This is a genomic window from Mesorhizobium sp. USDA 3734 (assembly GCF_056279665.1).
On sequence record NZ_JBWCCW010000001.1, the window covers coordinates 2157862 to 2170078 of the forward strand.

Below are 12217 nucleotides of genomic sequence, written 5' to 3' on the forward strand. Positions count from 1 at the left end.
TTGGCCCTCCATTTTGCTGGTTCTCCATGGGCCTTCCGACTGACATGTCTTCCGGCTTGCCATGTTTCGTATCGATTGGTACGTTACACGGAGAAGTCGAGTCAATAGGTTTCGTATCGATCGCTATGGATAATTCGGAAAAGCCCCGCGGCGGCCGGCCGCGCGCTTTCGACCCCGACCGGGCGCTGGATGCGGCGATGCATCTGTTCTGGGAGCATGGCTATGAGGCGACGTCGCTGGCCATGCTGCGCGAGGCGATGGGGCTGACGCCGCCGCAGATCTACAACGCCTTCACCGACAAGGAGACTTTGTTCCGAAGGGCGCTGACACGCTACCACGAGACCGAGATCGGCTTTGCGCTGGAAGCGCTGAGCGCGCCGGTATCGACGCGGGAGGCGATCCGGCGATTGTTGCTCGGTGCGGCAGAAGCCTATTCGAGGCCCGGCAAGCCTGGTGGCTGTCTGTTCGTCAGCGGCGCGCTGGCAGCCTCGCCACAGGCGCAAGCCATTGCCGATGAACTCAGAACCTATCGCAAGGCGAGTGAAGCGGCGATCGCGGATCGGCTGGCCAGGGGCAGGGCGGTGGGCGACCTGCCGGCGGACTTGTCGGTCGAGGGATTCGCCAAATACCTGGCCGGCGTCATGAACGGCATGTCGATCCAGGCGCGGGACGGTGCTTCGGTCGAAGAGTTGCGCGTTTTGGCCCAAACCGCTCTTGCGGCCTTGCCAGCCGAAGGGCAAAACCAAGTGGCATCATCCAAGGAATGAAGCCATGCTGGATCTCTTCCCCGAGGCTGAAAAGCCGGTTGAAATCATCCCCGCGCAAAAGCTCACCGCCAAGGCGGCAGCGCTTTACGTGGCGCCAGCGGATCATTTTCAGACGCGCCCGGTGGACGAATTGCGGCTGGGCTTCGACGGCATATCGGGCGATTTCCATGCCGGACCGACACGGCGCTCAGGCGGGCGCGAGCCCTGGTATCCGCGGGGCACCGAAATGCGCAATGAACGGCAGATATCCATCGTGGCGGCGGATGAACTCGCCATCGTCGCCGAACGAATGAGCCTCACCGAAATCAAGCCAGAGTGGATCGGCGCCAATCTGGTGATCGAAGGCGTGCCGCATCTATCGATGCTGCCGGCCGGCACGCTGTTGTTCTTCAAGGGTGGCGTGACCGTCAAGGTCGACGCGCAGAACGGGCCTTGCCGCATCGCCGGCCGGTCGATCGCCGAAAATGCCGGAATGGCCGACGTCGAAGCCGGCGCGCTGCTGTTCCCGAAAGCGGCGAAGCGGCTACGTGGCGTCGTCGCCTGGGTCGAGAAGCCCGGCACGATTAAGGTAGGAGAGGAGATATCGGCGCGGGTACCCGAGCAGTGGATCTACACGGCATAGCCGCCGGTTCTCATACAGCCAAGGGTAGGGGGCTACGCCACCTTAAAAGGCGGCGTAGCAAAAGCGCTGGCCTTATGCCTTGCGGTTCTTCTTGGCGCCTTGCGCCATGATGGAAACGTGGTCCCACTTGTCCCAGGTGGCGAGGCGGTTGGCGTATTCCTGGCGTATCATGGGCAGGCCGCTGTCGCCGAAGAACACCCGGAGCGGCGGCTCGGCGGCGTCGACTATGGCCAGCATCGCAGGACCGGTGGCTTCGGGATCGCCGGCGACGGAATTGGCGCGGCGCTCGGCCATCTTGGCACGGGCGGGCGCATAGGCCTCGATCGGTTGGGACACCTTTGCAGACGGGCCGGCCCAGTCGGTGGAGAAGCCACCGGGTTCGACCAGCGTCACATGGATGCCGAATTCCGCGATCTCGATACTGAGCGACTGGCTGAAAGCCTCCAGCGCCCATTTCGAGGCGTGGTAGAGGCCGAGCGAGGCAAAGGCATTGACGCCGCCGATCGACGAGATCTGGATGATGTGGCCGGACCGCTGCGCCCGCATGATCGGCAGCGCGGCCTGGGTCACCCACAGGGCGCCGAAGACATTGGTTTCGACCTGGTCGCGGGCTTCCTGTTCGCTGACCTCCTCGATGGCGCCGAAATGGCCGTAGCCGGCATTGTTGATGACGACGTCGAGCCGGCCAAAGCGCTTGTGCGCCTCGGCGACAGCGGCATCGACGGCTTTCTTGTCGGTGACGTCGAGCTTTATCGCGGCGACGTTATCGCCATATTTGTCGACGAGATCGGCGAGCGTGCCGGCGTCGCGGGCCGTCGCCGCGACGCGGTCGCCACGCGCGAGCGCCGCCTCGGCCCAGACGCGGCCAAAGCCCTTCGACGATCCGGTGATGAACCAAACCTTGTTTGTCATGATGTGGAGTCCTTGCCCCTGCGGGCGCGATTTCAGGTGAAAGCGGAGGCTTCTCCGCTTTCAGGCATATACGGCTTAACCCGGTGACTTTCCAGAGGCGAGGGGAAATCTTTTGAAGAAGGCGCCGGGTAATCAGGGATAATTCACCTGAGACGACCAGGCCGGATCGTCGTGCTTTTCCCAGTAGCGTGCCATCAGCCGGCTGGTGATCGGCCCGACCTTGCCGTCCGCGATCCGCACGCCGTCGATCTCCGTCACCGGCATGATGCCGCCTGCGGTCGAGGTGATGAAAACCTCGTCTGCCCCGCGCAATGCGGCAACGCTGACATCGGTGGCGGTGGCGGCAAGACCTTCTTCGGCGCACAGATCAAAGACAGTGCGGCGGGTGATGCCGGGCAGCACGCCGATAGAAGGCGTCGACAGTTTGCCATCCTCGACGCAGAAGACATTGAAGCCCGGGCCTTCGGCGATATTGCCGTTGAAGTCGAGGAGCAGCGCGGTCTCGGCGCCGTGGTCATAGGCATCGTAGAGGCCGCGCACCAGATCGAGCCAGTGGTAGTTCTTGATCGCCGGGTCGATCGAGGCCGGCGGAATGCGCACCTTGTCGCTGATGGCGACACGCAGACCGCGCTCCAACTGCTCGGCATTGGCGACCGAGCCGAAGGGCACGGCAAACGCCATGAAGCGGTTGACCGCCTGGCGCGGGTCGCGGCTGAAGGTCGGCGAGGCGCCGCGCGTGCACAGCATTTCGACATAGGCGGCGCGATGACCCGACAGCGCCACGCAATTGTGCAGGATTTCGGCCACACCGTCGCGATCGAAGGGAATGGTCATGCGCAGCTTTTCCAGCCCGCCGAAGAAGCGGTCGAGATGCAAATCGAGGCGGAAGAAGCGGCCATTCCAGACATGCACGGTGTCGTAAGTGGCATCGGAATGCAGAAAACCCCAGTCCAGCACCGAGACCTTGGCTTGCGACATCGGCAGGTATTGGCCGTCGAGGAAAGCGACCCCCTCGGGGTAGGAGTGCGGGTCGATATGGAAAGCGCCGAGTGCAGGCAGTGAGTTCGCATCGGGCGTCGCTATCGTCTGGCTCATCGGTGCCTCCTCCAACCAGGGCGGATCAGCAGGCTATCGGCGCTGGGCAGAAGGCATAGAGCCACTCGCCCGGCGCTGTTTGGCCTCCATGGCGATCTCTCCGATACATCGGATCGGAATTGCCTTACAATTTGCGAGTTCTGAATGGGAGGGGAAGATGGGCAGGCTTGGGGCCGTCATAGCAGCCATGATGATGTTCGCCGTCGCGGGCGAAGCCAGCGCCCAGTGCGCGCGCGAAGGCGAGGAATTGTGCCAGAGCGGACAGATCTATCGCTGCGAGAAAACCGGCAGCGAATTGACACCGATCTTCCAGAACGTGCCTTGTGCGGTGAATCTGCCGTCGCTGAGTGGCACCTGGGTCGGCAGCGGCCACCAGAGCCCGGCCGGCGATGCCGGGGCCGACTGGCCGATTGCCATGACGATCAACGATGGCGGTGCGTCGATCGACTATCCGTCGCTCGGCTGCGGCGGGTCCCTGTCGCAGACGTCCAGGGACAACACATCGGCGGAATACCACGAGAGCATTACCTACGGTCAGGACAAGTGCATCGATGGCGGCAACATCACCGTCAGGTTTTGGAAATCTGTCCTGGACCTGGGTCGGCCAGGCCGACGGCCAGCCCTACAATGCGGTCGCCGTGCTGAAGCGGCGGTAGCGGCGTTCATTCCTCGTCGTCATCCGCGTCGAGCAGGCGCGTCGCGCGCCAGCGGGTGAGCACGATGTTGGTCTGCTCGATGACGAAGAAACGCGCCGAGTCGCGGTCGTAACCTTCGGCCAGAAGCTTTTCGTAGTCAGTGTGCATGTGGCGGATGTGGGCAATCGTCGCCAGCCATACGGCGATGCCTGGCGGCAAGGTCTTCATGTGAACCGCGCCGGCGTCGGTTCGGATCTTCTCCATATCGGCATAGGGCGCCAGCGGCAGAAGTGCGGTCAGCGCCTTGGCGATGGCGCGGCGGCGGCCGGTCGGCGCTGTCATCGCCGGATCCGATCGGGCTCATCGCGCCCTTCGATGGTCGCCTCGGCAATGGCGTCGGTCGAGGCGAAATAGGGTTTCAGGTCGATGACCGGCGTGCCGTCCAGCACGTCGATGGCGTCGAGATCGACGCGGCCGGTGCCGATGTCGACGGCAATGAGCCTGGCGATGTGCAGCCCGATGGGGTTCGGTCGGGCAGGGGAGCGCAGCGAAAATACGCCTTTCGCTTCAGCCGCATGGCGCGGTTTCTGCACAATCAGGTCCCGCGGCGAGTGATGCAGCCAGGACAGGATGATGACGTGGCTGGCGCGCTCCAGCCCTTGCAGGCCACTTCGGTAGGGTGCGTCGATGATCAGCACCGCGGGCTGTCCGGTCTCGCGCGCGGTGCGCATGTTCTTCGGGCAGGTTTCGCTCGTCTTCCATGGCGAGGTGATGCGGCCGATGAAGACGATCCCGCCATCCGGCGGCATAAGTGCCGGATCGTTCTCCAGCCTCTGCTCGCCTTCGCGCGTCTCGAACATCTCACGCGTTTCGGTCATCCTGCTCTCATCCCGCATCATTTTTTTGTGCATGTCATTGTCCGAAAACCGCGGCCCAGTTTTGGGCTATATGCATCGAGAGTCGACGCATGCGCCATTTTCTTGTCCGGAAGCGACATAGCGCTTGCAAGGTTTTGAAAATCGACATAAACATATGTTTATATCTTTTCAAAGAGAATACGCTGATGCATGTCTCGCTCGACACCATGGTGGATACATTGAAGGCGGCGGCCGAATCCAGCCGGCTGCGCATATTGGCACTGTTGTCGCGTGGCGACCTCACCGTTTCCGATCTTACCGAAATTCTCGGCCAGTCGCAGCCGCGCGTTTCGCGGCATCTGAAGCTGCTTCTGGAGGCCGGGTTGATCGGCCGCTACCAGGAAGGGTCGTGGGCCTTCTTCCGCCTGTCGGACGCGGATTCCGCGCGTGACTTCGTCATGGGGCTGGTTTCCGGCATTCGCGGTGCCGATCCGCAGGTCGAGCGCGATCTGGAGCGCCTGGCCTCGGTCAAGCGCAAGCGGCAGGACCGGGCGGTCGAGTATTTTTCCGTGAATGCGGCAAGCTGGGACCACATCCGCTCGCTGCATGTGCCGGACCGCGCCGTCGAAGCCGCGATGTTGAAGCTGGTCGGCAAGCGGCCGTTCCAGTCGATGCTCGATCTCGGCACCGGCACCGGGCGGCTGCTCGAGATCTTCTCGCCGCTCTATCGGCGCGGCGTCGGCATCGACATGTCGCGCGAGATGCTGACCGTGGCGCGCGCCAATCTCGACAAGGCCGGCGTTTCGAATGCGCAGGTGCGGCAGGGCGACATCTTCGCGCCGCCGGTCGAGCGCGATGCCTTCGATCTCGTCACCATCCATCAGGTGCTGCACTATCTCGACGATCCCGCCCGCGCCATCCACGAGGCGGCGCGGCTTTTGCGTCCGGCAGGGCGGCTGGTCATCGTCGATTTCGCGCCGCATGCGCTGGAATTCCTGCGCGAGGAGCACGCGCATATGCGGCTCGGCTTTTCCGACCGGCAGATTTCCGACTGGTTTTCGGAAGCCGGCCTCGATCTCGAAGACAGCCAGGAATTCGAGCCGCGCGGCGGCAACGAGGCCAGGCTCACCGTGAAACTCTGGCTTGGCCGCGATCGGCGCCTGCTGATCGCCGATCCTTCCAACGACACAAGGCAGATAAGGGAAATCGCCTGATGAACCAGTTCCGCTTTTCCCGCCGCCCCGACATTGGTGACAAGGTCCGGGTTTCCTTTGAATTCTTCCCGCCGAAGACGGACGAGATGGAAGCAAGGCTGTGGGAGACCGTCACAAGGCTGGAGCCGCTGAAGCCGAAATTCGTCTCGGTGACCTACGGCGCCGGCGGCTCGACGCGGGAGCGCACCGCACGCACTGTAAAGCGCATCCTGACGGAAACCGCTATTCCCGCCGCGGCGCATCTGACCTGTGTCGGGGCAACGCGCGACGAGGTCGATGCGGTCATCCAGGATTACAAGTCGATCGGCATCAACCGGTTCGTGGCGCTGCGCGGCGACCCGGCTTCCGGCGTCGGCGAGCCCTATCGGCCGCATCCCGGTGGCTACGAGAATGGCGCGGAACTCGTCGCCGGGCTTAAGGCGATCGCGGATTTCGACATCTCCGTCGCGGCCTACCCGGAAAAGCATCCGCAAAGCCCCGATTTCGCCACTGACATCGAGATGCTGAAACGCAAGGTCGACAATGGCGCGACGCGGGCGATCACCCAGTTCTTCTTCGACAACGATCTCTACGAGCGCTATGTCGAGCGCGTCCGCCGCGCCGGCATCTACATCCCCATCGTGCCGGGTATCCAGCCGGTTCATAGCTTCAGGCAGGTCGCGAACTTTTCCGCGAGGGCGGGCGCGCATGTGCCGGGCTGGCTGGCGGAACGGTTCGAGGGCCTTGACCGGGACCCGCAGACGCATGCGCTGGTGGCCTCGGCGGTGGCGGCCGAACAGGTCATGGACCTGGTCGAGCGCGGCGTCGGCGATTTCCACTTCTACACCATGAACCGGGCCGACCTGGTCTTCGCCATCTGCCACATGATCGGCATCCGGTCGCACGACGCGGAGACGGCGGGTTCTGCCGCGGCTTAGGGGCGCTCCGATATTCAGGTGAGACCGGCCTGCTCACGTATCCAAAAGTACGCTCCGTTCAGGTTCTCGGAATCCACCATTTTCGACTCGGCCTGACCTGAATCTCGACACACCCTGGCTCCAAAAGAGCGTCCGAAATGCAAAAAGGCCGGGTAAAAACCCGGCCTTTTCAATGATTTGGACTATGTGGTGCTGGTCTTCCCCGTCTTGGCGGGTCAGGGAAGAAAGCCCATAATAAGGGCTCCGATGAAAGCGAACGCAGCACAGATCATCAATGCGTTGATAGGCCTCGTAAGTCCCATGACATAGCCTCCTCTAAAGAGCTATGCCTGAGAGTCTAGGTTCATTTGTGCCACAGGCAAGCGGAAAATGTGCTGCATTGCGACGTGATTGTGGGATTTGCGACTCCGCTTTTGCCGTTACGCGTTGAAACTCCTAGGCAAAAACCGGCTTCAGACCTGTGAATAAATTATGGCGGCGGTGTGTCGCTACCGTGTCGTGGTAGCGCTACCTGCGAAAGTCGCCTTCGACTTTCGCAGATGCGAGGGTTCAATTAAGTGGGTAAAGCGTCCTTTGCACATCCAGGTGGACGCGCAGCACTCTAACGTCGACCAAGCAGTCGCCCGTCGATGGTGATAAGGCCGAGTCCGATCAGCAGCACGCCGCCAATCTCGAACAGCTCCAGCCGCTCGCCAAGGAACAGGAAGCCGAGCAGCATGGCGCTGGCCGGCACGACAAGCGTGACCAGCGAGGCGTTGGTGGCGCCGGCCGAGGCGACGAGGTTGAAATAGAGGATGTAGGCGAAGGCGGTGGACAAAAGCGCCAGCGCCAGCACCGCCGCCCAGACCGGCGGCGAGGCCGAGAACAGGCCGGATGGACCGTAAGTGAAGAGCACGATCGGGATCATGATGATGGTCGAAGCCGTCAACTGTCCAGTGGCGATGACCGGCGAGGGCACGCCCTTGAAGCGGCGGGCGACCATCAGCGCGACGCCGTAGGACAGCGAAGCGCCGATCAGCGCGAATTTTGCCCAGACCGGGCCGCCGAGTCCGGCAAGCAGGCCAGGGCCGACCATGACAGCCGTGCCGGCGATGCCGAGCGCAATGCCGGCGAGCTTGTTCCAGGAGAGCTTTTCGTCCGATGTCAGCGCGTTGGCGAGAATCAGCGTCCAGAACGGCGTCGTTGCGTTGAGCACCGAGGCGACGCCGGCGCCAAGCTCTGTCTGGCCGGCGAAGATCAGCGAGAAAGGGACGACGTTGTTGGTGAGCGCCAGCAGGAAGAACAGGCCGGCATGGGGAAGGGCGAGGCGGAAGGACGGGCCACGCAGGCCGAGATAGATCTGCAGCGCGATCGCGGCGATGGCGACGCGAAACAGCACCAGCACCAGCGGATGAAGTTCCGCCACCGCGATGCGGGCAAAGAAGAACGAGCCGCCCCAGATCGCACCGAGCAGCAGGAGTTGGGCCCAGTCCTTGAGCACCATCGGCCCGCGTGGTGCTGATGTCGCGGCTATTGCCATGTGAGTCGCCCTCCCAGACGGACTGTATGCCAGTGAGGCAGAAGCCATATCGGGTTCACAGACAAGGGCCACCCGAAACATGATTGCTGGCAACGGTCGGCCAAGGACCTAGCGCCGCTGCGTCAGCGCTGCGAGACACAGAATTGTTTTCATTAGCCGCTAGCTTGGATTAATTGTGCGCAGCCGAGGTGAGGATTCGTCCATGCAGCGATTCGAGAATGCCCGCGAAGCGGCACTGGCGCTTCGCCCGGACGATCCGATCTATTGCTTCCGCCCGCAGGTGCTGATGGCGGATGCCAGGCAGTTCATGGGCATGTTCCCCGGCAAGACCGCCTATGCGGTCAAGACCAATGGCGAGCAGATCGTGCTGAAGGCCCTGGTCGAGGCCGGCGTCAACGCTTTCGACGTCGCTTCGCCGGGCGAGTTCGCCGCCGTGCGTGCGGTCTCTCCCGATGCCGAAATGCTCTACATGCACCCGGTCAAGGCGCAGTCGGACATCAAGCTGGCGCTGGAGAAGTACGGTATCCGCGTCATTTCGCTCGACCATGAGGACGAGATCACCAAGCTGACGCGAGTGGTGCGGGCGCTCGACATCGATCCGGGCTCGATCAGTGTGTTCGTGCGCATCCAGACGAAAGGATCGGCCGCCTATGAACTGTCGAAGAAATTCGGCGCCGGGCCGGCCTATGCCGTCGAACTCGCCGAGCGGCTGAATCGTACCGGCTATAAGGTTGGTCTCTGTTTTCATGTCGGCAGCCAGATCGAGGATCCCGACACCTATGAACGGGCGCTGGCCTCGGCCGACTGGGTGCGCAACCGGCTGACCTTCGATATTGCCGGGCTCGATGTCGGCGGCGGTTTTCCCGCCGAATACGGCCACGATCCTAACCGCAAGCAGATCGAGATGCCATCGCTCGGCCAGATCATGTCGCGGCTGTCGGGCGATCTGAAAGAGTATCACTTCGACCAGATGCCACTGGTGGCCGAGCCGGGCAGGGTGATCGTGGCGCGCTGCCTGTCGCTGATCGTGCGGGTGCTGCTGCGCAAGGGCAAACGGCTCTACATCAATGACGGCATCTGGGCGTCGCTGTCGGATTCATGGACCGGCAAGATCACGCTGCCGGCGCGTTTCATTCCCGATCCGGCGATCCGCTCGCGCAATGGCGAGGAGAAGAACATCGTGCCGTTCAAGGTTTGCGGCGCGACCTGCGATTCCGTCGATATCCTGTCGCGGCCATTCTGGCTGCCGGAAACCGTCGATACCGGCGACTGGATCGAAATCGGCCATATCGGCGCTTATTCGCTGTCGCTGAGAACCCGCTTCAACGGCTTCTATCCCGACACCTTCGTCGAGGTGACGACGCCCTTCGATGAAGGCGACGCGCCGCAAGGGTTTGCGAGTCTGGAGACGATGGCGGATTAGGGAATAGGGAATAGGGAATAGGGAATAGGGGTGGCCGGCACTGCGTTCGGAGTAATTTTCTACTGCCTACTGCCTACTGCCTACTGCCTACTGCCTACTGCCCTACAATTTCCCCAACAGCTCCGGTGTCGGCCAGCCGTCCACCGCCAAACCTAGCCGCATCTGTTCCTTGCGGATAGCCTCGCGGGTGTTGGTGCCGAGGATGCCATCGACGGTGCCGACATCGTAGCCCCTGGCTTCCAGCTTGGTCTGCAGCGCCTTCATCTGTTCGTTGTTGAGGCCGGTCTCGGGATTGCGCGGGTCGAACTGTTTTGCCCCCGCCAGCCGGGCGGCGAGGTTGGCCGCGGTCAGCGCATAGGTGAAGGACTGGTTCCACTCGAGATAGACGTCGAAATTGTCATAGGCGAGGAAGGCGGGCCCCTTGCGGCCCATGGGCAGCGCAAGGCCGGCCTTGAGGCCGTTGTCGATCAGCGGCGTGCCGTCGGGGTTGGTGACGCCCCATTGCGCCCATTGCGACAGCGGCAGCTTGTTGGTGCGCCCGGTCTGGTCCCACGGCATGTCTTCGGGCACGCGGACTTCCTGGATCCAGGGCTCGTCGCGTTTCCAGCCGCGCGACAGCACCTTGTTGGCGGTGGTCATGATCACGTCCGGCACGCTGCCGCGCAGGTCGACCTTGCCGTCGCCGTCACCGTCGACGCCGCGCGCCAGGTAGTCGGAAGGCAGGATCTGCGTCTGGCCGATCTCGCCGGCCCAGGCACCCCTGACGTCGGCCGGCACCACGCCGCGATCGATCAATTGCAGAAGCGGTATCAACTGAGGCCGGAACAGTTGCGGGCGGCGGCAATCATGCGACAGCGTCACCAGCGCGCTCAGCGTGTGGAAATCGCCCTGGACGGCGCCGAAATCGGTCTCCAGCGCCCAGAAGGCGGCGATGATCGGCGCCTGGACGCCGAACTGCTGGTCGGCGCGGGCGAAGACGTCGGCGTATTTCTTTAGGTTTGCCGCACCTTGCTTCAGCCGGTAGGCCGAGATCATGCGGTTGGAGAATTCGATGAAGGTCTGGGTGAAGACGCCCTGGGCGCGGTCGCGCGCCAGAACCTTGTCGTCGATGGTCGCGGCCTCCAGCGCCTCGAGGCCAGCGGGGCCTACACCGGCAGCCTTGGCTTCCACCGCCACGCTTTGCTTCCAGGTTTCGAAGTCGCCGCCGCATTCCTGCGCCATCGCCGGCAAGGCCGTGGCGCACAGGAACAGCGCCGCGAGGGCTTGAGAACGCAGTCGCATCAGCTTCCTTTCGAAACGAATGGGGCATTTGTCTTGCTCCCCTGGGAAGCCCAACGCCCTGAATTGCCTGCGGTTGCACTCTTTGCCGCTGGCTGTGTCGAAAGCAGGCGGCAGGTCCGGTGTCAACGGGTGTTCTGCCGCAGCCATTTATTCCAGGCAGCTTCGCTGCCGTTGAAGACGTTGATGTCGGCCTTGCCGGGCATGCCGGGAATGATGCCGGTTCCGGTGTACTGCCAGAAGGTGAAGGGGTGGCTGCCGTACTTCTCGCGCGGGTGGCCGGCGACGGAGCGCAGCCAGTAGGGGTAGCCGCGGAAGCTCGACAGCTCGTTGTCGTCGAAGAAGTCGACCGAGGTGTAGATGATCGGCTTCTTGCCGTAGTGCCGTTCGACGATTTCGAGGAAGGTGGTCATCTCCGCGCGCACCGTGGCTGCGTCGGGGCGCAGCCTGCAGGTCGGCGATTGCGGGTTCCATTCCATGTCGAGAACCGGCGGCATCGCCGAGCGATCGACAGGGACGTTGCGGATGAACCAGCGCGCCTGCACGGCAGCCGGGGTGCAGAAATAGTAGAAATGATAGGCGGCTCGCGGAATGCCGTTGGCCTTCGTGCGCGCCCAATGCTCGTTGAAATACTCGTCGAAACGGTCGCCGCCCTCGGTCGCCTTGATGAAGGCGAAGGAAATTCCGCTGGCCCTGGCTGCCGGCCAGTCGACCGAGGTCTGGTATTTGGAAACATCAGTGCCGTGGACGGCATAGTTCCAGGGCGCGCCGCTGTCCCATTCATGCGGCTTGGAATCCTCGAAGCGCGGCGCACGCACGGCGACCGTCGGGCTGCTGGAAGCGGACGGCGACAGCGGCGACAGATCGTCCACGGTCGAGCAGGCGCCAAGCAGCGTCAGCATGATGAGGCCCGCGAACCGGCGCATCGCTTCTCCTGAGCCGGAATCAGCCGGCCGCTGATGGGTTCTGTTGCGGGTG

Annotated in this window: 13 protein-coding genes; 6 read left to right on the forward strand and 7 right to left on the reverse strand. The window is 63.1% G+C overall.

From position 1 onward, the window contains the following. The first annotated feature begins 125 nt into the window (after positions 1-125). Complete coding sequence (locus tag ACZ89F_RS10295) at positions 126-767, forward strand: TetR/AcrR family transcriptional regulator (RefSeq protein WP_476091595.1); 642 nt, start codon at positions 126-128, stop codon at positions 765-767. Positions 768-771: 4 nt separating this feature from the next. After that, the gene (locus ACZ89F_RS10300; protein ID WP_476091596.1) at positions 772-1389 is read left to right on the forward strand and encodes an MOSC domain-containing protein; all 618 of its coding nucleotides are present in this window, start codon (positions 772-774) and stop codon (positions 1387-1389) included. 72 nt (positions 1390-1461) lie between these two features. Here ACZ89F_RS10300 and ACZ89F_RS10305 read toward each other — a convergent pair whose 3' ends face one another. Both ACZ89F_RS10305 and ACZ89F_RS10310 read right to left on the reverse strand, forming a co-directional pair. Next, positions 1462-2301: an SDR family oxidoreductase gene (locus tag ACZ89F_RS10305; RefSeq protein WP_476091597.1), complete on the reverse strand. Its 840-nt coding sequence runs from the start codon at positions 2299-2301 to the stop codon at positions 1462-1464. 132 nt (positions 2302-2433) lie between these two features. Then, positions 2434-3396: a D-amino acid aminotransferase gene (locus ACZ89F_RS10310; protein ID WP_476091598.1), complete on the reverse strand. Its 963-nt coding sequence runs from the start codon at positions 3394-3396 to the stop codon at positions 2434-2436. A gap of 187 nt (positions 3397-3583) precedes the next feature. On the opposite strand from ACZ89F_RS10310, the gene ACZ89F_RS10315 reads away from it, so the two are divergent. Next, positions 3584-4111 carry a hypothetical protein gene (locus ACZ89F_RS10315; RefSeq protein WP_476091599.1) on the forward strand — a complete coding sequence of 176 codons (528 nt, stop codon included), beginning with the start codon at positions 3584-3586 and terminating at the stop codon, positions 4109-4111. Here ACZ89F_RS10315 and ACZ89F_RS10320 read toward each other — a convergent pair. Together ACZ89F_RS10320 and tsaA are read right to left on the reverse strand one after the other, a co-directional pair. Next, the gene (locus ACZ89F_RS10320) at positions 4059-4373 is read right to left on the reverse strand and encodes a DUF2293 domain-containing protein (RefSeq protein WP_476091600.1); all 315 of its coding nucleotides are present in this window, start codon (positions 4371-4373) and stop codon (positions 4059-4061) included. The genes ACZ89F_RS10315 and ACZ89F_RS10320 overlap by 53 nt on opposite strands. Further along, positions 4370-4909: a tRNA (N6-threonylcarbamoyladenosine(37)-N6)-methyltransferase TrmO gene (tsaA, locus tag ACZ89F_RS10325; RefSeq protein ID WP_476091601.1), complete on the reverse strand. Its 540-nt coding sequence runs from the start codon at positions 4907-4909 to the stop codon at positions 4370-4372. Before tsaA ends, ACZ89F_RS10320 begins: the two co-directional genes overlap by 4 nt. 185 nt (positions 4910-5094) lie before the next feature. Between tsaA and ACZ89F_RS10330 the strand changes: the two genes are divergently transcribed. Together ACZ89F_RS10330 and metF are read left to right on the forward strand one after the other, a co-directional pair. Next, complete coding sequence (locus ACZ89F_RS10330) at positions 5095-6102, forward strand: ArsR/SmtB family transcription factor (protein ID WP_476091602.1); 1008 nt, start codon at positions 5095-5097, stop codon at positions 6100-6102. Continuing rightward, the gene (gene metF, locus ACZ89F_RS10335; RefSeq protein ID WP_183450893.1) at positions 6102-7019 is read left to right on the forward strand and encodes a methylenetetrahydrofolate reductase [NAD(P)H]; all 918 of its coding nucleotides are present in this window, start codon (positions 6102-6104) and stop codon (positions 7017-7019) included. The genes ACZ89F_RS10330 and metF overlap by 1 nt, the downstream gene beginning before the upstream one ends. 601 nt (positions 7020-7620) lie before the next feature. Here metF and ACZ89F_RS10340 read toward each other — a convergent pair. After that, positions 7621-8538 (reverse strand): DMT family transporter, encoded by a 918-nt coding sequence (locus tag ACZ89F_RS10340; protein ID WP_476091603.1) that lies wholly within the window; start codon positions 8536-8538, stop codon positions 7621-7623. Positions 8539-8740: 202 nt separating this feature from the next. On the opposite strand from ACZ89F_RS10340, the gene ACZ89F_RS10345 reads away from it, so the two are divergent. After that, positions 8741-9961 (forward strand): alanine racemase, encoded by a 1221-nt coding sequence (locus ACZ89F_RS10345; protein ID WP_476091604.1) that lies wholly within the window; start codon positions 8741-8743, stop codon positions 9959-9961. 102 nt (positions 9962-10063) lie between these two features. Here the strand turns inward: ACZ89F_RS10345 and ACZ89F_RS10350 are convergent, their stop codons facing one another. Beyond that, complete coding sequence (locus ACZ89F_RS10350; RefSeq protein WP_476091605.1) at positions 10064-11242, reverse strand: lytic murein transglycosylase; 1179 nt, start codon at positions 11240-11242, stop codon at positions 10064-10066. A gap of 122 nt (positions 11243-11364) precedes the next feature. Further along, positions 11365-12165 carry a glycoside hydrolase family 25 protein gene (locus ACZ89F_RS10355; RefSeq protein WP_476091606.1) on the reverse strand — a complete coding sequence of 267 codons (801 nt, stop codon included), beginning with the start codon at positions 12163-12165 and terminating at the stop codon, positions 11365-11367. Positions 12166-12217: the final 52 nt, after the last annotated feature.